Annotated in this window: 20 protein-coding genes; 6 read left to right on the forward strand and 14 right to left on the reverse strand. The window is 56.5% G+C overall.

What is annotated here, in order from left to right; genetic code table 11:
* Positions 1 to 50 precede the first annotated feature (50 nt).
* On the forward strand, positions 51 to 503 hold the full coding sequence (locus VNX88_07095) for a GIY-YIG nuclease family protein (protein HWY68414.1): 453 nt from the start codon (positions 51 to 53) through the stop codon (positions 501 to 503).
* Between the two features lie 90 nt (positions 504 to 593).
* On the opposite strand, the gene VNX88_07100 is transcribed toward VNX88_07095, so the two are convergent.
* From VNX88_07100 to VNX88_07115, 4 genes are all read right to left on the reverse strand, one after another.
* Complete coding sequence (locus VNX88_07100; protein HWY68415.1) at positions 594 to 3674, reverse strand: hypothetical protein; 3081 nt, start codon at positions 3672 to 3674, stop codon at positions 594 to 596.
* A gap of 198 nt (positions 3675 to 3872) precedes the next feature.
* On the reverse strand, positions 3873 to 5033 hold the full coding sequence (locus tag VNX88_07105) for a trypsin-like peptidase domain-containing protein (protein HWY68416.1): 1161 nt from the start codon (positions 5031 to 5033) through the stop codon (positions 3873 to 3875).
* A gap of 272 nt (positions 5034 to 5305) precedes the next feature.
* A complete protein-coding gene (gene coaE / locus VNX88_07110; GenBank protein ID HWY68417.1) occupies positions 5306 to 5968 on the reverse strand; it encodes a dephospho-CoA kinase in 663 nt (220 codons plus the stop codon).
* Positions 5965 to 6912 (reverse strand): bifunctional 5,10-methylenetetrahydrofolate dehydrogenase/5,10-methenyltetrahydrofolate cyclohydrolase, encoded by a 948-nt coding sequence (locus VNX88_07115; protein HWY68418.1) that lies wholly within the window; start codon positions 6910 to 6912, stop codon positions 5965 to 5967. Before VNX88_07115 ends, coaE begins: the two co-directional genes overlap by 4 nt.
* A gap of 272 nt (positions 6913 to 7184) precedes the next feature.
* On the opposite strand from VNX88_07115, the gene VNX88_07120 reads away from it, so the two are divergent.
* Positions 7185 to 7337: a hypothetical protein gene (locus VNX88_07120; protein ID HWY68419.1), complete on the forward strand. Its 153-nt coding sequence runs from the start codon at positions 7185 to 7187 to the stop codon at positions 7335 to 7337.
* A 34-nt stretch (positions 7338 to 7371) separates the two neighbouring features.
* Here the strand turns inward: VNX88_07120 and VNX88_07125 are convergent, their stop codons facing one another.
* Positions 7372 to 8685: a zf-HC2 domain-containing protein gene (locus VNX88_07125; GenBank protein HWY68420.1), complete on the reverse strand. Its 1314-nt coding sequence runs from the start codon at positions 8683 to 8685 to the stop codon at positions 7372 to 7374.
* A 70-nt stretch (positions 8686 to 8755) separates the two neighbouring features.
* Entirely contained in the window at positions 8756 to 9649 is an 894-nt protein-coding gene (locus tag VNX88_07130; protein ID HWY68421.1) for a sigma-70 family RNA polymerase sigma factor, read from the reverse strand.
* Between the two features lie 132 nt (positions 9650 to 9781).
* Here VNX88_07130 and VNX88_07135 point away from each other — a divergent pair, with 132 nt between their 5' ends.
* Together VNX88_07135 and VNX88_07140 are read left to right on the forward strand one after the other, a co-directional pair.
* On the forward strand, positions 9782 to 10903 hold the full coding sequence (locus tag VNX88_07135; protein HWY68422.1) for a DUF6569 family protein: 1122 nt from the start codon (positions 9782 to 9784) through the stop codon (positions 10901 to 10903).
* A gap of 375 nt (positions 10904 to 11278) precedes the next feature.
* Positions 11279 to 11506: a hypothetical protein gene (locus tag VNX88_07140; protein ID HWY68423.1), complete on the forward strand. Its 228-nt coding sequence runs from the start codon at positions 11279 to 11281 to the stop codon at positions 11504 to 11506.
* Between the two features lie 320 nt (positions 11507 to 11826).
* Here the strand turns inward: VNX88_07140 and VNX88_07145 are convergent, their stop codons facing one another.
* The gene (locus tag VNX88_07145) at positions 11827 to 13134 is read right to left on the reverse strand and encodes an ABC transporter permease (protein ID HWY68424.1); all 1308 of its coding nucleotides are present in this window, start codon (positions 13132 to 13134) and stop codon (positions 11827 to 11829) included.
* A 485-nt stretch (positions 13135 to 13619) separates the two neighbouring features.
* Between VNX88_07145 and dinB the strand changes: the two genes are divergently transcribed.
* Together dinB and VNX88_07155 are read left to right on the forward strand one after the other, a co-directional pair.
* The gene (gene dinB / locus VNX88_07150) at positions 13620 to 14861 is read left to right on the forward strand and encodes a DNA polymerase IV (protein ID HWY68425.1); all 1242 of its coding nucleotides are present in this window, start codon (positions 13620 to 13622) and stop codon (positions 14859 to 14861) included.
* A 174-nt stretch (positions 14862 to 15035) separates the two neighbouring features.
* Positions 15036 to 17000, forward strand: a complete 1965-nt coding sequence (locus VNX88_07155; protein HWY68426.1) for an ABC-F family ATP-binding cassette domain-containing protein — start codon at positions 15036 to 15038, stop codon at positions 16998 to 17000.
* Between the two features lie 106 nt (positions 17001 to 17106).
* On the opposite strand, the gene VNX88_07160 is transcribed toward VNX88_07155, so the two are convergent.
* From VNX88_07160 to VNX88_07190, 7 genes are all read right to left on the reverse strand, one after another.
* Positions 17107 to 17589 carry a DoxX family protein gene (locus tag VNX88_07160; protein HWY68427.1) on the reverse strand — a complete coding sequence of 161 codons (483 nt, stop codon included), beginning with the start codon at positions 17587 to 17589 and terminating at the stop codon, positions 17107 to 17109.
* An 83-nt stretch (positions 17590 to 17672) separates the two neighbouring features.
* Complete coding sequence (locus VNX88_07165; GenBank protein HWY68428.1) at positions 17673 to 17843, reverse strand: hypothetical protein; 171 nt, start codon at positions 17841 to 17843, stop codon at positions 17673 to 17675.
* 362 nt (positions 17844 to 18205) lie between these two features.
* Positions 18206 to 18967, reverse strand: a complete 762-nt coding sequence (locus VNX88_07170; GenBank protein HWY68429.1) for a DUF2461 domain-containing protein — start codon at positions 18965 to 18967, stop codon at positions 18206 to 18208.
* A gap of 69 nt (positions 18968 to 19036) precedes the next feature.
* The gene (gene moeB, locus VNX88_07175; GenBank protein ID HWY68430.1) at positions 19037 to 20200 is read right to left on the reverse strand and encodes a molybdopterin-synthase adenylyltransferase MoeB; all 1164 of its coding nucleotides are present in this window, start codon (positions 20198 to 20200) and stop codon (positions 19037 to 19039) included.
* A 5-nt stretch (positions 20201 to 20205) separates the two neighbouring features.
* Positions 20206 to 20571, reverse strand: a complete 366-nt coding sequence (locus VNX88_07180; GenBank protein ID HWY68431.1) for a ubiquitin-like small modifier protein 1 — start codon at positions 20569 to 20571, stop codon at positions 20206 to 20208.
* Between the two features lie 145 nt (positions 20572 to 20716).
* Positions 20717 to 21184 (reverse strand): M67 family metallopeptidase, encoded by a 468-nt coding sequence (locus VNX88_07185; GenBank protein ID HWY68432.1) that lies wholly within the window; start codon positions 21182 to 21184, stop codon positions 20717 to 20719.
* Between the two features lie 129 nt (positions 21185 to 21313).
* Complete coding sequence (locus VNX88_07190; GenBank protein ID HWY68433.1) at positions 21314 to 22252, reverse strand: PLP-dependent cysteine synthase family protein; 939 nt, start codon at positions 22250 to 22252, stop codon at positions 21314 to 21316.
* Positions 22253 to 22417: the final 165 nt, after the last annotated feature.

Raw genomic sequence — 22417 nt, forward strand, 5'->3', positions numbered from 1 at the left:
TTTTAGATTTGTCATCCTGAGGCCCTCTTTTGGCCGAAGGACCTCCCGCGATGCTTACGACTTTAATTGCGGCTTGTGCGGCTTTTTCTCGATGCATTAGAATTTCCCGCCGCAAACATCTCTACTCGGTCTACATCGTGGCAAGCCGCTCGGGTGTGCTCTACACGGGAATCACGAGCGATCTTGAGCATCGGGTGTGGCAACACAAGAACGGGACCTTTGAAGGCTTCACTAAGAAGTACAAGTGCAATCGGCTGGTGTGTTTCGAACGATACGACCAAGTGCAAACCGCGATTGGACGAGAAAAGCAAATTAAGGGTTGGACAAGAGCGAAGAAGATTACCCTGATCGAATCAATGAACCCGCGCTGGCAAGACCTGAGCGAGCATTGGGGATGGAGGTTTCTGGTGAATGGGCAATCGATGAAAGAGGTCGACGAAGCAGACGCTCGAAAGATAAAGCTCCAGATCGGTTCGTCGCCAAAAGCCACAGGCAGCAATTGAGTCCTAAGCATCGCGGGAGGTTCTTCGGCCAAAAGAAGGCCTCAGAATGACAAATCTAAGAGAATGGCACAGACGCAGCATGCTGCGTCTCTACTTCAGACCCGCTTCCTTCGCCTTACCCAGCAAGTCATCCAATTGCTGAAAGGCTTCGATCGCCGCTTCCCCAGCCTGTTTAGTCGGCGGCGCATCCGCGCTCTCGACGACACCAAGTAAGTGTGAAAGGTTTGCAGTCACTCGTCGGAGCGTAACGGCAGTTGGCGCTGGCCCACCCTCTTCATCCTCCTCGCCGCGAGCGGCTCCAGCAATACTCACGAGCTTGCGATCCAATTCGGGATTTGGCTGCTGCTTCAATTGCGCGCGGTGCTCGTCGATTTGGCGAATCGTTTGTCCCGCTTGTTTCAGTCCGTCATAGATCCGTTTGGCCAAAGCGAACTGCTGAGTGTAATCCTGAGCGGTGGCTTTCACGCGTGGATCAGGACCAACTTCCAGAGGCTGCTCATAGCTCTTTCCATCAACGGTAAGGCGAATTCGATAGGATCCTGGAACCACCAAGGGTCCTTGTGGCTGCGGTTCCGTTTGCTTGTTGGCAACAGCCATCGCATACCCGCCGCCGGCTGCGGGGGGCGCGTACCGCAGATCCCAAACGAATCGATGCATGCCGGTTTCCGCAGAAGGTATCTCTGGCTTGGGCAGCCAGTAATTGGGAAATGGAGGCGGCGTACGCGGGGTGCGTGGCTTGTCGCTGCTCGAATAACGGCGCACTACCTGACCCGATTGATCGAGAACTTCGATCACGACCTCTTGCGCGTTCGCTGAAGCGAGATGGTAGTAAACGACTGCTCCCGACGGTGGATTGTCGCCCTGCGGCTCTTCCAGTGGCAGAGGCGTGTCATTGTTCACGCTGCGACGAACTCTGAAGGTGGAAGCTGGCTTAAAGAGGTAAGCAGCATTGCCTGCGAGCTTCGGCGTAAGTTCGCGCAGAGGAGAGATATCGTCGAGCACCCAGAAAGACCTTCCGTGCGTAGCGACGATGACGTCGTTGTTTTTGATGACCAGGTCATGAATGGGCGTATTCGGAAGATTCAGTTGCAGCGAGTTCCAGTGCGCCCCGTCGTCTGTTGAAAAATACACGCCGAACTCCGTCCCGGCGACGAGCAAGCCCTTGATGATCCGATCCTCACGGACTGCGCGAGCGAACGCGTTCTGCGCAATGCCATCAACGATCTTCGTCCAGGTCGTTCCATAGTCGTGTGTGCGATAGATCCATGGATTCATATCGTCGAGCCGGTGACGATCCACTGCCGCGTACGCCGTTCCAGCGTCAAAGTGTCCCGCATCGATCAGGCTGATCTTGCTCCAGTCGCTCAGTCCCGGTGGAGTCACGTTGTTCCAGGTCTTGCCGCCATCGCGCGTCAGGTGGATCATGCCGGTGTCGCTGCCAGTCCAGATCACGTTGTTGTCGAGAGGTGACGGCGCGATGGTGTAGATCGCACCGTAGCCGCGCGCCTTCGCGTTCTGAATTGTCGGCGATCCGGCTTGCTGAGTCTTTGGATCGGCTCCAGTGAGGTCCGGGCTTATCTGCTGCCAGCTCATGCCGCGATCCGTGGAGCGCAAGAGATACTGAGCGCCGAAGTAGAGCGTGTTCGAATCACGCGGCGACATCACGATCGGCGACGTCCAGGTGGCACGCAGCTTGCGCTGAAAAATCTCTGTGCCGAAGGCCTGCACCGGCTGTGGCGAGACGTCCTGCGCGTGTCCGGTGAGCCGGTCGAAGCGCATCACTGGCCCATAGGGATCGCCACCGTAGACGGTGCTTCCATCCGGCGCGGGTGCGATGTAGCCGCTCTCGCCTGCGCCAATCGAGTACCAATTGCGGAAAGTGATCGTTCCATAGTCGCTGCGGCTGGCGATCGAAACCGTGCCGCTATCCTGTTGCGAGCCATAGACGTGATACGGAAACTCGTTGTCGGTAATTACATGATAGAACTGCGCCGTCGGCTGGTTGTACCAGGAACTCCAGCTCTTACCCCCATCAACGCTGATGATCGCCCCCTGGTCGCTGCCGGTAATCATGCGCTGCGGATTCGTGGGATCGATCCAGAGCGCGTGGTAGTCGTCACCTCCGGGCGCGCCCTTAATCGCCTCCCAGCTCTTACCGGCATCCTGGCTGCGGTAGAGGGAGACGTTAGGCAGATAAATAACATCGGGATTCTTTGGATCCACCGCGACTTCGCCGAAGTACCAGAGCCGTCCGAGTATACGCGAGTCAGTACCAATTCGGGACCAATTAGCGCCGCCGTCATCTGAGCGGTAGAAGCCTGCCTGCTTCGTGTCCTTGTGGTCGATCAGCGTATAAAGACGCTTGCCCTGAGTACCTGCGGCAACGCGGATGCCAATGCGTCCCCAGTCTCCCGTCGGCAAGCCTGTGCCGCTCAGCCTGGTCCACGTATCCCCTGCATCGGTCGATTTGTAGATCGCCCCATCGCCATTGTCGGGCGGATACTGACTCCACGGTGGACGCTGTACATGCCACATGGCTGCATATAAGGTCCGCGAATCGTCAGGATCCGCCGCGAGATCGATCGCGCCCCGGTTGTTGTCGATGAAGAGGACCTTCCTCCACGTTTTCCCGCCGTCGATTGACTTAAAGACGCCTCGTTCCGGATTGGGACCATAAGCGTGGCCTAGTGCGGCGACCAGCACTACATTTGGATCATGGGGATCGACCACGATGCGCGCGATCTGGCGCGTATCGTCGAGGCCTATGTGCTGCCATGTCGCGCCGGCATCGGTGCTCTTGTACATCCCATTGCCGGTCGAGAGGTCAGATCGCAAATCCGGCTCGCCGGTGCCGACGTAGATCGTGTTCGCATCCGACGGCGCAAGCGTGATCGCTCCGATCGAGGCTACGTTCTGCGAGTCGAAGATGGGATTCCAGGTGATGCCACCGTTGGTCGTCTTCCAGACTCCGCCGCCTACTCCGCCGAAGTAGTAGACGTTCGGGTTACCGGGGATACCGGCGACCGAAACGGTGCGTCCACCACGAAACGGGCCTACCAGCCGCCAGCGCAGTCCCTGGTAGAGCTTGGGATCGAGCTGCTGGGCGTTTGTGATTGAAATCAGGAAGCTAACAACAAGGAAGGAGGCAAGAAACCGAGCGCGGATCGACACGCGCGAAATTGTACAGGATGACTCTTACAGTTCCCGAGGGTGCTGGGGCTTAATGTCTTCCTATGAAAACCCCCGGAACGGCGAACACGAAGGTCACGAAGGAAACACCGAAGGTCACAATGCTTTTCCGTGACCTCTGGTTTTGCCTTCGTGCCCTTCGTGTTCGCCGTTCCGGGGGTTTCAAACCCAGCACCAAGCCTAGGTCGCCCGTTGCGTTCCGCGCATCTCGTCAAGCGTTACGTTCAACGTGAGCTTCTGCTTCCCCCGATACACGGTTATCTTCACAACATCTCCCGAGTGGTGATTGTCGAGCACGTTGGCGATGTCTTGTGGCGTCTCGATGTCCTGATCGTCGATCTGCACGATCAGATCTCCGCCGATATAAATCGGAGTGTTCCCGAGATACGCCCGTTCGCGTCCGCCTTTCATCCCTGCTCGGTCAGCAGCGCCTCCGGGCACTACCTGTTGCACGAGTACGCCGGCATCGGCGGCGAGTCCCATTTGATCGGCGAGTTCGGGGCCGATAGGAAGTAATCCAGCGATTCCCAAACTGGGACGGCGCACGCGGCCAAACTGCACGAGATCGTTGAGCACGGCCTTCGCTGAGTTGATGGGGATGGCGAAGCCCACGCCGGCGCTCTGCTCCACGCCGCCGGTCAAGATCATGCTATTGATGCCGATGACTTCGCCGCGCGAGTTCAGCAACGGGCCGCCGGAGTTGCCGGGATTAATAGCGGCATCGGTCTGAATGGCCTGGTCGATAGCGGCTCCCTCCGGCCCACGCACGGAACGGATGGAGCTGATGATGCCGCGAGTCATGGTACCGCTCAGTCCAAAGGGATTTCCGATGGCATACACCTTTTGCCCAACTTCAAGGATCTTGGAGTCGCCTAGGGTCGCCGATGCCAGGCTCTTTGCTGGAATTTGAATCACTGCCAGATCTTTCTGACGATCTGCCCCGATTACCTCGGCGCGATACTTTTTCTTGTTCCAAAGCGTGACCTCTACCTGGCGCGCTCCGGCAATTACGTGATTATTGGTGAGGATATGACCGTCCGAGTCGATAATGAATCCCGACCCTTGTCCCTGTTGCGGCACGGCTCCGTAGAAGAAGTCGAAGGCGACTGCGGTGGAAGTAATGTTTACGACAGTGGGAATCACCCTGCGATACACGCTGATGTTGTTCTGCTCTTCGGCATCGAAGTTTGGGGGCGCGGCTGCTTCGGTGATTTCAATTTTGGCAGGACGCGTTACCCAACTCTTATCCACCGGCAGGTGAAACCCGCCGCCATGAGTGGTGAGCAAGTAGAAGCCAAGCACTAGAAAAACCGAGAAAATCAGGGGACGTAACGTTCTCATGAGAACCTCAGTAACAACTCAACAAGGCTTGCGGACCAGATATCTGGAATCCCGTGCCAAGACTTTAAGATTGTCATTCTGAGGCCTTGGCCGAAGAATCTCCCGCGATGCGTCGGGCTTAGTCGCTGCGTACCGGCTCTCTCACGAAAATCCTTGCCAGAAAGCCGGGACGGAGCAAGTAAGTCTGAAACATCGCGGAAGATCCTTCGGCCAAAACAGGGCCTCAGGATGACAGTTTTATTCAGAATCCGAACAAGAACTCATGCAATAGTCTACGCGGGCGAGTGAAGCCTTCTCGCAGCCGCGAGCTGTTGAAGCTCCTTATGAATCTTGCTGACTTGGCGCTCCGTCTGCGAAATTTCGCCAGAATTATCGACTACATAATCAGCCGCGGCAATTTTTTCCTGCTCGGAGAGTTGCGCGCCGATACGCCGTTCGGCTTCAGATAAGACTTTGGCGCGGCTAGATTCATCATCCAAGTTGCCAGTTAGAGTGCGCTTCGCGAACCGCTCCAATTTTTGCTGCGGCTGACTGGTGACTACCACGAGCTTATCGAAATACTTTCCTAAACCGGCTTCAAGGATCAGTGCAGCCTCGAACACGAGCACCCCGCGAGGATCGAACTCTGACATCTCGTCGATCCAGCTTTCCAGTCGCGCTCCTACGGCCGGATGCACAATTCGATTCAATTCTTCGATTCTGCCGGTGCCAAAGGCAATCTCCGCGAGCTTTGCGCGGTTGATGCGTTTGTCAGGATTGACGATCGATTCGCCGAAATGTCTGATGATCTCGTCGTAGACCGGCTGGCCAGGCTCCATGAGTTCGTGGCCAACTTTGTCGGCATAGAGAACGTATGCGCCCCGCGAGGCAAACATCTGGGCAACTGTAGTTTTGCCGCTCGCCAGTCCGCCGGTGAGTCCGACGCGCAAGCTCATTGCACCGGCAATCCGCGGCGCAGCCGCGCAGCCTTCACGGTATTGGACATCAGCATCGCGATGGTCAGGGGGCCAACTCCGCCGGGTACTGGGGTAATAGCTCCAGCAATTTCGGCGACGCGCGGGTGGACGTCGCCAACCAGCGTCGATCCTTTCTTCGCGAACTCTTCCAGACGCTTGGGATCGTCGCCGAAGTATTCGCATACCTTGTTTTTGTCCATCACGCGGTTGATTCCGACGTCGATCACCGTCGCGCCCGGCTTGACCATGTCTGGAGTCACCATTGCAGGTTTGCCGATCGCTGCCACAAGAATGTCGGCTTGCCGAGTGTGGGCTGCGAGGTCGACAGTGCGGCTGTGGCAGACCATCACCGTGGCATTGTTGTTAATCAGCATCATGGCGACCGGTTTGCCCACGATGTCACTGCGGCCTAACACGATGGCATCACGTCCCGAGATCTCGATCTTGCTGCGCTTGAGGATTTCAATCACTCCTGCTGGAGTGCATGGACTTAGACCGGGGCGCTGTGTGGAGAGATACCCGACGTTCACGGGATGAAAGCCATCCACATCCTTTTCCGGCGAGACTGCCAGCAGCACGCGCTTTGAATCCACCTGTGGCGGCAGGGGAAGCTGGACCAGGATACCGTCGATGTCGTCCCGCCGATTCAAATCGTCCACGAGCTCAAGCATTTCATCAGTTGTGACGGAATCCGGCGGTGTTAGCTTGTCGCTGTAAATCCCGAGCTGTTCGCATGCGCGCACCTTATTGCGGACGTAGATCTCAGAGGCGGGGTCGTTGCCGGCCAGAACCGCGGCCAGCCCAGGCCGAATTCCATGGGCGGCCAGTTCCTTCACCTGGACCGCTACTTCCTCTTTAATTTGTGCAGCGATCTTAGTGCCGTCGAGGATAGTAGCCAGGGCGTGCGAAGTCTGCATGGGCATGAAAGATCAGTTTAAACGAGTTAGAACCCGGACTTCTGTTTCATGGGCTTTGACAGGAGACGAGTCTGGCCAGTCGGAAAAAGAGCCAGCACACAGTGAGGGACAGTGACAGAAAAAATTCATTGCTAATTCACTGTTATTCACTGTTCCTAGAAGGTGGATTTCCGGATTTTGGGCAGAAACCTATAACTTTCACGTCGAATTCAAAAAATTCACTGTTATTTTCACTGTTCTGCGCGATTTTCTAACAGGCCAGTTAGGGAGTTTCAGCCTTGTTTTGCCTTGTCGATGAGCATGACCGGTATGTCGTCGACGATCGGGTAAACGCGGCCACACGCGGCGCATCGGAGGCCGTCTTGTTTTTCTGTCAGCTTGACGGGTTCTTTGCAGGCGGGGCAGACGAGGATATCCAGCAATTGCTGTGAGACGGGCATAGTTGAATTCTAACGGACCGACGATCTACGGCTTACTCCAGCTCTTTCCACCATCCCCAGTGTTCCAGGTGCCGTCGGTGGTGACGACGGTGAGACTGTTTAACCCGGCGAGGTTCACTCGCTCAATCGATCCTTGCCAAGGACCGTCGATGGTGCTCCAAGTCTCCCCGGCGTCTGAGCTGTGAAAAAGCAGCGAATGCGGGTGTACGCTCTTTGGGCTCGGCGGTGACTGTGAGCCTCCGGCCCAGACTTCGATTCCCTCGGCTGCGACTGCACGTATGATCGCGCCACGCACCGGCTCTACGATGGTCAGAGTGCCATCGACCGCGCGCCGTTGGAGCTTTCCGGCTGCAGAGATTGTCCAGTGAACGAATGCAAACATCCCATAAGCTCGCCTTGCTTTCGCAGTAGAACCGCTGGCGGCCAACACATTCATGCCTTTCGCAGGCGGGGATTGCATTTCTACGGGAGAGGCTTGGGCTTCGACTAGAGCTGTTCCAACTAGGGCTTCCGAAACATTGCCAGCACGAACCAACGGCTTCTGCTTGGCTCCAGCCACGTTGTTGTGGCTGTCCGAGGATGTTGCCTCCGCACTCACGGAGGCGTTGCGCGATAAAGGTGCTGCCGGAGCGGGGACGAGATCAGCCTCCGCAGCTCGCGCGTCCGCGAAGCCAGGTTGAGCCTCCGGTGCGGACGGGAGAGTCTTGGCGCGAAGCTCGTATTTATCCTTCTCTTTGTTGTCTGACGCAAAAGGCTGGGTTGAAGCTATGGCCGCAATGATTCCGCCTGTTCCGGCCTGCTTCTTTGCGAGAACCCGATCGCGCCTCATTTCCGCATTTCGTGACACCGGCTTGGCTGGCTCATTAAGCGGCGTAGGTGCTTCAGACTTGCCTAGAGGGGATTGCAGCCTGTCGGACTTCATGTTTTCGTCCGCCTGAGTTGCTGTGCTACTTGCGGCAGGATTCGCTTTCTCCTGAGGAACGCTGAAGGTCGCAAGTTGCTGCCGGGGTTCATGCTCGTAAGCGATCATTCCGACACCAACAGCCACGGCCAATGCCGCCGCCAACGACGCCCACCGCATGGCGGCTGGAAATTGCAACAGGCGACTAAACGAATAGGTGGGCGCTTGGGCAGCGGCCATTCCGGCTTCAGGCGTTGCCAGCGTAACAGCTTCGCGACACTCAGGACAGACGGAGAGGTGCGCCAACACAGTCTCGCGCTGGCTGCCAGTCAGTCCACGCTCGACGAAGGCCACGAGAGTGTCCGACGAGGGATGGGCTGCTTGCACCGACTGCGTGGCTTCAAGCCGTTGTTTCAGGATGTTGCTAAAGCGATCCAAACTGCCTCAATTCTGATCGTTGATAGTGGAACGTCCAAACCCGCCCTTCTTGCACTGCCAGAACTGGAATTTACGGGCTGTTCTCTGCTGGTGGCCGCAGACGCGCCGCGACATCCAACTCCAAATCGCGGACGTCCGTCTCCAAGGCCTCATCCGCCTGGCGACGGCTCATCCCGCGCCGTTCGAGTCCCTTGCGAATCCGCCTACGGACTTCGGCAAGCAGCTTCTCCATTTTCCTGCTGATTGTGGACTCGTGCACGCCCAAGGTTCGCCCAATCTCGGCCAAGCGTCGTCCATCGAGAAAATACGACGAGAACAGGAAACGCTCCTCAGCCGAAAGGGCCGCGAGCACTTCGTCAGTAGCGTCCTTTAGCCGCGAATCCATCGGGGCTATGCTCTCAGCGGGAGCCGCCGGAAATTGCCTTCCGTGCTCCTCCTCTTCCTCTTCTATACTCACCAGACGCTTCCCTGTACGGATCTGATTTATGTAGCTCTGCGCGAGCACCATGCGCAGCCATCCGGCAAGCGAGCCCCGGCCTGAGTAGAGCGCCAGCTTCGAGCGGCGATCCTCTGCCGGACCCAGACCATATAGCTCAGCATAGAGGGAATCGGCTAACTCGCGTCCAGTGGCCTCGTTACGGGTGATGCTGCGTGCCGACTGATAAATCGATTCGCGGTACCGTGTAAGGAACACGTCCCAGGCGTGCTGATTTCCCGCGGCGCAACCATGTGCCAGCGCAAGTTCGTCCAGTTTGAGCGCCAAAAGAAAAACACCGATGCGCTGTGCGCTTGAGCCGCTTACACCGTCGGTCCGGCTCACCACGTTCTCGAGAACCAGCACAAACTGTTTAAGGGATAGTCCATACGCCGATCCGCCGCTGCGCTCAAACAGGTCTGCCGCCAGACGTGCCTCAATTGGCGCTGGCGTAGCGGCTTCGGCGCGGCTGGATTGGACTACAGGCATGATTTAGGAAGACTTGCGACCAACGCGGATGGTAGCAAATTTCTTTGCAAGCCGCCGATGAATCGGCGTTCTTCTCTCACCAGCGGGCAGAGCTTATCCCCTCAAGCACCTGCTCGCAGCCGGAGGAGAGCTATGTCCCGGTTTAAATTTTCCCGATTTGGACTCGGCGTCCTTGTCGTAACGCTCGCTTGCTCATCGCTGATATGGGGCGGCATGGCAAGTCCAGGTTACAAAGTCTTAAACCCGATTTCTCACGGAAATCTCACAATTTTTCCTGTCGTAACTTCAACCACCCACGACACTAGCGGCTTTATCACTCTCGATGAGGGAATCCGGTCAGGAGAGGTCGTCGTGACCGAAGCCGGCAGCACCGGCGGGCTCATTCGCGGTCCCCATCGCCGGATACCCGTCTCCAGTGCGCGCGTAAACAGCCTTGTGCTCGTGAACAACTCGAAGCGCCCACTCATCTTGCTGGCAGGAGAGATCGTTACCGGTGGCAAGCAGGACCGCGTGGTCGCGAAGGATCGCGTGATTCCTGCAGAGAGTGATCCCGTGGATTTAGGTGTCTTCTGCGTCGAGCCTGGACGCTGGACGGAAACGTCAGTTCAGTTTTCCACGATGAAGTCGCAAATGGCGCAGCCCAGCGTGCGTAGCAAAGCTATGGTCGCGAAGGATCAGCAGCAGGTGTGGAACTCCGTTGGAGAAGCGAACGCTGGAGTTATGGGCGCTCTCACGCGAAGCGAAGCAGGCACGCCCGGCCCACCGCCTCCACCTCCCTCCTCGTACGCAAAAACCTTTGACGACGAGAGGGTGCGGAAAGCCATTGCCGATCAAGCTGCTCCAGTCGAGCAATCGTACAGCTCTTCGATACGCCAATTGCGTGATCAGCACGCGGTCGGAGTAGTTGTAGCTGTTGGCGGAAGGATCATTTGGGCCGACCTCTTTGCCAGCACTGCTCTACTCGAGAAGTACTGGCCGAAACTGGTCCGCTCTTATGCCGCTGAAGCAATCACGACGCAACGCGGCCCGCAGACGGTAAGCGTTGCTGAAGCCCAGCAATTCCTCGATCGCACTGAAGGCAATCGCCAGGTGATCGAAAGTGAGCCTGGAATCTATCGGCAATCGGAGACGATTGCCTCGAATTTCAAACTATTCACGCTGGCGTCATTGCTTCCAGGCACCGGCTTTGATCTTCATATCAGCAAAATTGCCGACGCGAACGCATATGCTCCCGAAATGGGAAAGCTGCAGTAGGTGAAGAAGAGCTGGGGACCGGTTACAGGGAACAGGGAATAGGAAGGGAGGACGTGGAGGAAATCTCTTCCGTCGATACGCTGAGCGCCGCTTTGATGTGCTCTCTTCGAGACGTTAAGCGTGACGAAATGTTCCCTGTCCCCTGTAACGAGTCCCATTGCTCCCGGCGTGGTGAAACCGAGTTGCCTCTGCTTACGTACAGTAAATATGCGGGTCTAAAGAGGTAGCGGGACGAAAGTAACAGAGGCGGGCAACCTTGGTCATAGCACTGGAGATACTTACTTTCGTGACCGGCTAAAAACGAATCTGCAACAAATGTCAAGGCAAGTGAGTCTAATGTTTCAGGTAGCAAGTAGGGTCGGAGGTGACCTGAAGATGGTGGAAAAGTTCTCAATCGCCGAATTATCCGCTCTGCGCAACGAGCTGATGCAGAATGGGCTGGATTCGTGGCAGGCGGCAGAGCTGTTCCACGTGTTTTTGTCGGGCCGTGGCTACGGCGTCTCTTCGGATGCCGCTGTCGATGCCGCCACACGAGTGGAGGAATCGGGCTGCTCGATCGACGTGTTACAGCGCGAGCTTGAAAGCCTGGCCATGGTGATGTAATCCGGTCAACGAAGATTGTTCCGTTCCGCTGGCGGTGAAGCTGACGGACAGGACATGCAAGGACGAGCCGGGCGAACCTGCCCGGCTCTTTGCTTTTGTAGCCTCTTCTGTCATTCTTAGCCGTCCGCTGTAGCGGACGGCTAGGAATCCCTACAAACTGCTATGCGCGCTGGTTCGGCGAAATTCTGCTTTAAGGATCCCCTGCGCAAGTGTCGACCTGAAGAATTTCGGCACTATAGGGATTCCTCGCCGTCCGCCACGGTGGACGGCGAGGAATGACAGAAGAGAATTCGGAATGACAACGGGAGAGAAGAAGAGAACTACTCGTACCGCAGCGCTTCCACCGTATCCAACTGCGCAGCGCGCGTCGCGGGCACCGTTCCGAAGATGATGCCCACGCCCGAGGCCACGAGAATTGCGATAATCGCAGATAGTCCCGAAACCGGAATTCGATATTCGGTGAAAAATCGCACTGAGAACGGAACGGATAACCCTATCAAAGTCCCGAGCAGCCCGCCGGTCAGCGAGATAAAGACCGCCTCCGTAAGGAACTGCAGCCGGATTTCCTGACGTGTGGCGCCCACTGCCTTGCGAATTCCGATCTCGCGGATTCGCGAGCGTACGTTTGCCAACATGATGTTCATGATGCCGACGCCGCTCACTACGAGCGTGACCGTGGCGATAAGCAGCAGCACTACCGTCAAAGCATTGGCGGTCTGGGCCGCGACTGACAGCAATTGAGTCAGATTATCGACGTGGTAGACCGATTGGGCACGATGCCGTGACTGCAGTACACGATGGATCTCCTCCGTTCCCTTTTGAACTTCACTGGCGTCTCCCATCGAGAAGAAGATTTGCTTCACTGCAGTCGTGCCCGTGAAGTACTTCGCGACCGTGTATGGAATCAGGATCGTGTCTTCAGCGATCTCTGATTGCCCGAAGGTTTCTACGCGCTCTTTGAAGGTCCCAATAATCGTGAAGGGAAGATTGCTGATCTTAATGATCTGTCCAACTGCCAAGTCCTCACTGCCAAAGAGTCGCCGCGCGAGTTGTACGGTAATCGTCGCCACCTTCGTGCGCGTCATCGACTCTTCATCGTCAAAAAAGCGGCCGGATGGAATCAGCAGGTTGCGGACGGTCCGGTATTCCGATGAAACGCCGAGCACCAGCAGATCGCGTTGCTTGCCTTCGCCAACCGAAATGCGATCGTGCAACTCCACCATGGGCGAAGCGGCAATGATATCCGGCACTTCCTGCCGAACTGCGCGGACATCATCTTCGGTCAGCTCATCTTTTTGGATCGTACTGAACGAGGAATTACTCCCTCCCTCGTAGTAGGCAACGATCATGTTCGCGCCTATGGCCTGGATCTGGTTCAGGATGTACTGCTTCCCGGTAAGACCAATCGTGACCACAAGGATTAGCGAGGCGGTTCCGATCATCATGCCCAGCGCTGTGAGGGCGAAGCGGACCTTGCTGGAACGGAAGGAATCGACCGCCAGCTTGGCGACCTCGCTGAAGAGCATGGTTTTAGTAGCGCTCTCCAACGTCTGCTCAAAGGAGCGGATACGCTCCAGCCGGCTATGGTGGGCCTTTTGTTCTTCGAGTTTCAGCTCTTCGGGGGACATGAATTGACACTGAGATGCCAGGCCGGACCACTACCGACATCCTAAACCCGGTGCAACCAACAAGTTTCTGCGGGTTTGGATGATCACAGTGATAAGGAGGGTTCAGGACCAAGGGTCTTAGGGGTTGGAATCCACCGCGCGAATTAGCAAGAAACAAATAACAGGGAGGAAAAACAGGCGATTTCCCGAATTCGACTTCGAAGTTATCGAATCCTGCCCAAATTCTGCAAATTCCTCGCAAAGGCAGGGAATAAACAGGGAGTTCTGTGGATTTCTCTCTACGCTTCGATCAACAAAGCACTTAGCTGCGATTTGTGCAGGATTCAAGAAAATAACAGCGAGCTAACAGGGAGCTTCCGAACTTATTGCAGCATTTTCCGCTGCCGGCAGAACGATCCTGCCCACATCTGGCTTTGTCGAAACTCGAAACTCGAAACCTGAAACTTGAAACGCCTTTTGTTCTCTCTTCGTGGTGAAATATCGCTGTGGACTCCACCCGCATCATCTTTCACCTCGACATGGACGCCTTCTTCGTCTCGGTGGAAGAGCTGCTCGATCCCTCGCTGAAAGGCAAGCCCGTAATTGTCGGCGGCGCCAAGGATCAGCGCGGTGTAGTGGCTGCAGCATCCTACGCTGCGCGCAAATTCGGAGTGCACTCGGCGATGCCGCTGCGGACGGCCGCCAAGCTCTGCCCAGAGGGCATTTACCTCGACGGGCACATGGAGCTCTATCGCGAATACTCGGAAAAGGTTCACAAGATTCTTTGCCGATTCTCGCCTAGAGTGGAAATGGCCTCTGTAGACGAGGCCTATCTCGACATGACTGGAACGGCACGACTGCTCGGGCCACCGCTCAAGGCCGCCCACGACTTGCACAACGCTATCGGGACGGAGCTGAACCTCAATTGCTCGATTGGGATTGGTGGTGCGCGCGTTGTCGCCAAGATCGCCTCCGATTTGGCTAAGCCAAACGGCGTCTTATTTGTGCATCCCGGTCATGAAGTTCGGATATTCGCCGGGCTTCCCGTGCGCAAGATGCCAGGCGTCGGCAAGGTCACCGAAGCCCGCTTGCACGATTTAGGCATTCGCACCTTTGCCGACCTCAATGCGCGACAGGATCTCGAGCATGAGTTCGGAGCCTACGGAGCAGCGATGGCCGGCAAAGCTCGCGGCGAAGACGCAGGCGGCTGGTTTGACGAAGAGATCGGCGAGAGCGCGGCGAAGTCCATCAGCCACGAACACACATTCGGAGAAGATACGGCTGACGTCCAGGTACTGGAAACGACTCTCGCGCGGCTTACGGAGATGGTCGCGCGCCGCTTGCGCGAACAGCGATTCGAAGCGCGAACCATCCAATTGAAGCTCCGCTACTCCGACTTTCACACCATTACGCGAGCCCATTCTCTGGCTGAGCCCACCAGTAGTGATCATGCGATCCTTACGAATATCCGCGCACTGTTTCACAACAATTGGAGGCAAGGTGCGCGAGTGCGCTTGCTCGGCGTTCATGTGTCCGGATTCGACTCGCCGGGAGCAACAGCCTCGTTCGACTTCGACGGCGACGAGCGCTGGCGACAGGCGCTCACGGCCGCCGATCGCCTGCGCGACAAGTATGGAGAATCAGCCGTGCACATCGGCAGCGCTCTGAAGGCCAATATTCGCGAACGCACGCACGAGAATCCGGCAGGGTTGAGGGGGCCGAGGAAGAGCGAACACGAAGGTCACTAAGGCTACATAAGAGGTCACAATGAAAAGGGCGAACGCAGATTCATTCAAGCACATTCAAATACCGCTGCTCGACAAGAATTGCGAAATTAACTCCTCTTTCTTCGTGACCTCTTTAGTCGCCTTTGTGACCCTCGTGTTCGCCTTTCCAGCTTCTGCGAAAATTGAAGTAGTCCCATGATCCAGCTCTCCTCTTCCGGGAAGCGCTTCGGCCACAAACTCCTGTTTGAGGACCTCGATTGGCTGATCACGCCCAACGACCGTGTCGGCGTCGTCGGCGCGAATGGGACTGGCAAATCCACTTTGCTGAAAGTACTCGCGGGAATCGAGTCCCTCGATTACGGCAACATCGTTCGCACGAAAGGAATCAGCGCCGGCTACCTGCCGCAGGATGGTTTGTCGCTCAGCGGGCGAACCGTCTTTGCCGAATGCATGTCGGTGTTCGATGAGATTCGCGCGATGGAACAGGAACTCGAGCAGCTCACTGTCCGCATATCTGAGTTGGATCACGAGAGCGCTGAGTATCTGGAGGTTGCCGATCGATTCCACAGTCTCGAATCCCAATTTCGCGCGCACGATGGATATGCCCTGGACGCTCAGGTCGGCGCGGTACTAACCGGTCTAGGCTTCCGTAAAGAAGACTGGCAGCGCGCGACCGAGGAGTTCTCAGGCGGTTGGCAGATGCGGATTGCGCTAGCCAAACTCTTATTACAGAAGCCCAATTTGTTGCTGCTCGACGAGCCTACAAACCATCTCGATCTGGAGACGCGAAACTGGCTCGAGGACTACCTCGCCGCGTATCCGCACGCCTTCGTGCTCATCTCGCACGACCGGTACTTCCTCGACGTCACGGTAAAGAAGACGGTCGAGATCTGGAACAAGCGTGTGCAGTTTTACAGTGGGAATTACGAGAAGTACCTGGCGCAGCGGGAAGAGCGCAAGACGCAGCTCGAGTCTGCGTATCGCAATCAGCGGGAAAAGATCGAGCAGCTCGAAGCCTTCATCAATCGCTTTCGCTATCAGGCGACGAAAGCAAAGCAGGTTCAAAGCCGCATCAAGGAACTCGAACGCATGGAGCGCATCGAGATTCCTCCGGAAGAGAAGACGATCCACTTCCATTTCCCGAAGCCGAAGCCGAGCGGACGCACCGTCGCCGAGTTTAAAAGCGTAGCAAAGAGCTATGAGACAAAAGAGGTCTTCCACGATGTGAGTTTCATGATCGAGCGTGGCGATCGGATCGCTCTCGTGGGTGCAAATGGCGCGGGCAAATCGACGTTGATCCGCATCCTGAGCGGCAGCGAACCGCTCTCAGCGGGCGAATACGCGCTGGGGCACAACGCAGAACCAGACTACTTCGCGCAGGATCAATACAAGGTCCTGAATCCTGAGCGAAGAATGCTCGACGATCTCGAAGAAGTTGCTCCGCGTTCGACGATGACTGAACTCCGCAGCCTGCTCGGATGCTTTCTCTTCTCCGATGACGACGTCTTCAAGCCGCTCGGCGTGCTCTCCGGCGGGGAACGCAATCGCTATGCGCTCGCACGCATGTTGCTGCATCCCTCGAATTTCCTGTTGCTCGACGAGCCGACGAATCACCTGGATCTTCGCGCCAAAGATGTGCTGTTGAACTCTTTGCAAGAGTTCAGCGGAACGGTGGTCTTCGTCTCGCACGACCGTTATTTCATCGACAAGCTTGCTACCCGTGTCTTCGAAGTAGGCGGCGGCAAAGTGGAGATTTTCCCGGGCAATTACGAGGACTATCTCTGGCGCAAGCAGGGCGGCACTGCCGGCAATCAGGCTGGCGCAAGCACTCCCACTCCTGAGGTCCCGCTGATCCTCTCCGATCAGCCCACTATTTCGAAGAATGGCACTCCGACAAACCAGGATTCTTCCGAGACCGAACCCAGGCAGCGGCGGGTCAATCCGATAAAACTGCGGCAAATGAAGGAGCGCGTGCGCGAGATCGAAGAGGAGATCACAAAGCTCGAAGCCGGAATCGCCGAATGCGAGCAAGCGCTCCAGAGCTTTGTGAGCGCACAGGAGACCGCAAGAGTCACGGACTTATTAGAGATCAGGCGCTCCGATTTGGAATCGTTGATGAAGGAGTGGGAAGAAGTGTCGGCGGTGATTGAGAGCGCGTAAAAGGACGAGACGAACACGAAGGTCACTAAGGAAAAAGATGAGGTCACGAAGACGTTCTCCGTGACCTTAGGTGTTCCTTCGTGACCTTCGTGTTCGCCTCTCGGGCCTACCTTCCAGGCAGCTTAATGCCGCCGTCCACTCCCCACGTTTTTCCCGCATTGAAGACAAGGAAGATCAGGAAAAGCATCGCCAAGGGGATGTTATCGAGATGTGCTCCCAAGTAGCGCCACATAGGAGCTCCATGACCAGGCTCATACCAGCTCGCCGCGGCCATTGTCAGCATGAACACAAGCCCTCCCAGCGAGCTCAAGCGCACAAACCATCCAAGCACAAGCGAGATGCCGATGAGCAATTCGCTCCAGGCCACAATGCGAGCCCACAAGTACGGATGAGGCAAAACCCAGCCCGTGAGCATCGGCCGCACCAAACTCAACGCCTGGTGTTGATCGACGTATGTGCTGACGTACTTCTGAAAGCCTCCGTGGACAAATTCGGAGCCAACGATTTTGTATTCGGCGAAGAACAGGAACATCACGCCCACGGCAACGCGCACCAGGGCGAGCACGCGGCGGGCATTTGCGTCGCTCATAAGAATCAAAAGCTACAGGGAGGCAGGCGGACGGCAAAGTGACAAGAGGAGTTCTGGCTGAATGTAGCGAGGAAGCCGAACGACTACATCACGTGCGAGCGGAAGATTTCGTCTTCGCAGCAGCGTCCTTTGCAGCGTAGGGCGAGGAACGAGCACGCGATGACGACACCCACCGTAATCGCCGTACCAGCATGCGAGATGCCTGAGAGCAGAGTGGCGATCCAAGTCTCCGGGGATAGAATCGGCGAAAACATAACGGTCCTTGTTCTTCTTAGAAGCAGAGGTCGCCCAAAAGGCTGGCTCGAAAAAAATATTGTGAATCCTCGGCGCAAACTATTGAACTGTCAGCATTAACAGGCTTGCTGTTCTTTGTTGGCTGGCCATTCTACTCCCTAGCAACGAATCCAGCTCTGCCTTTTTTATGGGGCTCTCAAGTAGCTGAGTTTGAACGAAAAACCCTTAGCCTACCATCCTCTAACCAGAGAGAAACCACGAAGGACACGAAGGAGCACGAAGGAATAAAACCGCCATACCTTCGTGATCCTTCGTGTCCTTTGTGGTTAGCTCTGTTTTTCCGTGTCTCCGTGTCTCCGTGGTGAAAAAGCGCCTTGGGAATTCAGAACGCCATGAACGGCAGCTTCTTTGGCTTGCGTTCCTGCACAAAAGGCTGAATGAGGAATTCCAGCATTGGAGTTGCAGCGCGGAAGCGGTTGATGATCTCTGGCAGCATTCGTCCTGAAGTGGTCACATCGCCGTCGAGAGTGTTCTCCAGGAACCACTGCTTCCTGCGAATCAGATCTTCAGCAGGATGATCCTTCGCGAATCCCTTAGGCACGCGTAAGAGTTGCTCGCCCTTAAGCTCTCCCATTGCGTTTCGAAGCGCCTTGCCGCTGAGAATCGCGCGAAACTCCTCATGACGCTCGGCCAGTAGATTGCGGATGGCAAGAAGTTCGTCGCGCTCCGGCATCCAGACGCCCGCGAACACGAGAAGCTCCTTGGCAGTGAAATGGAAGTAGAAACATGGGCCGGCAGCCTTATCGAGATTCTGAAGATAGAAAGTGGCCGCAACGTGTGTCTTGTACGGACGCTTGTCCTTGGAAAAGCGCGTATCGCGATAAATGCGGAACACGGCCTTCTTCACCGGAGTTACATAGCGCGGCGCGAACTCGGCGAGTTCGCCGTTGATCGCGTTTACCAGGGTCTCAAGGGGACCACGAACGTGCTCTTCATAAATATGCTTGCGCGGTTGAAACCATTCGCGTTTGTTGTGGCGCTCCAGCCCACGAAGAAACGTGATTGCCTCTGGAGGGAAGCCGGGGAAGCGGCTCTCGTGGACCGGCTGTCGGCGTATAGCGAGGGAAGTTGCTCGGCTAGACATGTGAATGGATTTTATTTCATTAGGGTTTGGAATTTATCTTCATCCCGGGGCGCCCGGGCGCTCCGGGATTCAATACTTCGGCATCCGCGGATCTACTTTGTCTGCCCACGCCAGGATTCCGCCTGCAAGGTTCTTCACCTTGCGGAACCCTGCCTGGCGGAGGAAGTCGACGGCTTTGCCGCTGCGCACGCCGGAGCGGCAGTGCGCGACGATCTCACGACTCGAATCCAGTTCATTCATGCGCTTCGGTAAGTCGCCGAGCGGGATCAGATGTCCGTTGAGGTTGCAGATCTGATACTCATGCGGCTCGCGAACATCGAGGATGTAAATATCCTCGCCGGCATCGAGGCGCCGTTTGAGTTCCTCGGGCTGAATCTCCGGCGCCGTCGTGCTTACGGGAGCTTCCTCACCGCGAATGCCGCAAAACTCCTGGTAATCGATCAGTTCCGTAATGGTCCGATTCGGGCCGCATACCGGGCAGTCTGGATTCTTGCGCAGCTTAAGTTCGCGGAACTTCATCCCCAGCGCGTCGACGAGGAGCAGACGTCCAATCAGTGGATCGCCGGCGCCAAGAATCAGCTTGATCGTCTCGGTTGCCTGGATAAGTCCGACTAGTCCGGGGAGAATGCCAAGCACTCCGCCCTCTGCGCATGAAGGTACGAGTCCTGGCGGTGGCGGTTCAGGATACAAGCACCGATAGCACGGACCGTCTTTGGCCCCGAAGACGCTGGCCTGACCTTCGAAACGGAAGATCGAGCCATAGACATTCAGTTTGCCGCTCAGCACGCAGGCATCGTTCACCAGGTAGCGCGTTGGGAAGTTGTCGGTGCCATCGACAATGATGTCGAAATCGCGGAAGATTCGCATCGCGTTGTCGCTGCTCAGCCGAGTGTCAAAGCGACGCACTTCGACGAACGGGTTCATCGCTTCGATCTTGTCGGTGGCGGAATCGAGCTTCGAGCGTCCCACGTCGGCGGTGGTGTGAATGATTTGCCGCTGCAGGTTGGTGAAGTCGACGATGTCGAAATCAACCAAACCGAGCGTGCCCACTCCTGCGGCAGCGAGATACAGGGCCAGCGGCGAACCGAGTCCGCCCGTGCCGATGCAGAGCACACTGGCTGCCTTAAGCTTCTGCTGACCTTCCATGCCGACTTCGGGCATGATCAGATGTCGCGAGTAGCGCAGGATTTCGTCTTTGCTTAACGCGTTGGATACGAGAGTTGATGTGGCCATGGGTCCTAATTTCTGCCGTTACGAGCGTCTTCGAAGATCGGGTGATCGGGCCATCGGGTGATCGGGTGAAGTAACCTCACGAGTTCCCCGGCGGGTTCGACACCCCCGGCGATCGAAGGGATGATCGAAAGATGGTCGCCGTCTTTCACTCGTGTGTTCTCTTTGTCGGAGAGATAGCGCACGTCTTCGTCGTTCAAATACAGGTTTACAAAGGCTCGCAGTTTGCCGTCGTCGGTATAAAGATGCCGTTTCAAATCGGGATGCGTGCTCGTGAGCTTCGAGAGCGCGTCGCCAACCGTGGACGCGTGGACCTCGACGGCATCCTGCTTGCCTGCATATTGGCGTAATGGAGTTGGGATAAATATCTTCATAGTTCGAATTAGTGTTTCGCCTAAATTCTCTTCACCACAGAGGACACAGAGAACACAGAGGAAAACAGATTGTTTTCTCAATCCTCTGTGCCCTCCGCGGTTACTCAGAAATCAGAAATTCCCAGAAATGAGTTGATGTGCCAGCTCATCGCCTCGATTCATTTGCGATCGCGGCTGTTTCGACCACGACGTTTACTGCTTCATCTTCGAAGTGCTTGTTTTCTTCCGTCTCTCCCGCCAGCTCGAACGAATTTGTGATCTTTGCCTGGCCGCGTTCGACACTGGTGATCACGTACGAGCAGCCGATCCAATGCGCTTCTGCTAAATCGGTTTGCGACCAGCGTGCGGGATGGTCGGGATGCGAGTGATAGAAGCCTACGATCTCCAACCCTGCTTCGCGCGCCTGCCGCTGAATCCGCACTAGCTCCTGTGGCGCGATGTGATAGCGGTTATGTGGCGAGTCAGAACGCGTGTTCCCACATCGGACCGTTTTTGTTACATTGCGAGTCTCGCCATCCGAACTCGCCAGCAGCACACCACAGCACTCGTGCGGGTATGTCTCTTCCCCGTGTTGGCGGATGGCGTCGTATTCGAATTGGGAAATCTTGAGCATTGTCGTAGCGCAGCATTGTCATTCCGAACCGCGCTCTTTGCGGTGAGGAATCCCTATCGATACATTTCTGCCGACTATAGGGATTCCTCCGCCAACTTCAGGCGTTCGGAATGACAACAAGACCAGAACTCATTCCTCCCACAATCTCTCACTCAAGTACTTATCTGCCGAATCGCACAGAACCGTCACAATCACTGCCTCGCCGTTCTTCTCGATCCATCCAGTCTTGTCCAGCCGCTGCGCCAGCTCCAATGCACCAACCACCGCAGCTCCCGACGAGATTCCGACCAGTAATCCCTCTTCGCGCGCCAGCCGTTTCAGCATTGCGTAGGCAGCTTCGGTTGAAATGCCGTGATCTTCATCGGCCAACGACGGATCGTAGATCTTCGGCACGATCGCCGTCGCCATGTGCTTCAGTCCTTCGAGCCCGTGGAATGGCGAATCCGGCTGCAGGGAGATGCACTGGATCTGCGGATTCAGCTCTCGCAGTCGTCGCGTGCAGCCGACGAACGTTCCACTAGTTCCCATTGTGGCGACAAAATGGGTGACGCGTCCCTCAGTCTGGTTCCAGATTTCGTTGGCGGTGGTGTGATAGTGGGCGCGCCAGTTGGCATCGTTCGAGTACTGGTCGGCGTAGAAATACTTGCCGGGATCGCCGGCCGCAAGTTCCTGGGCCTTTCGAATCGCACCGTCGGAGCCGTCGTTCGGATCGGTAAAGACGATCTCCGCTCCATAGGCTTTCAGGATGCGCTTCCGCTCCAGCGAGACATTGGACGGCATGCAGAGCTTCACCGGGAAGCCGCGTGCGGCGCCGATCATGGCGTAGGCGATGCCGGTATTCCCGCTCGTAGCATCGAGCAGCGTGCGGCCGGAAAGCTGTCCGTTACGCTCGGCTTCGCGCACGATATTGAGCGCCGGACGGTCCTTCACTGAGCCGCCGGGGTTCGCCCACTCCCCTTTCCCGAGGATCTGGACGCCGGGCACGCTCTCGGCAATTCTTCCCAGACGAACGAGCGGAGTATTGCCAATGCGCTCAAGTTGTGTGTTTCCAAGCACTTGGCTCGCCATTCTTGGCCCTATATGGGACGTAATCACACTCACGTAATTTGCTCAGTTCCTCAGTCGTGTGCGAAAGTAGCACCCTTACCGTTCCTAAAAAGTCTAATGATGACGTAGGGAGCGGGGCAACAAACCGGCAGGCTTGGCTATCTACAGCACAGCAGCCGGAATCCT

It is taken from the genome of Terriglobales bacterium (assembly GCA_035567895.1).
Taxonomy (GTDB): domain Bacteria; phylum Acidobacteriota; class Terriglobia; order Terriglobales; family Acidobacteriaceae; genus Gp1-AA112.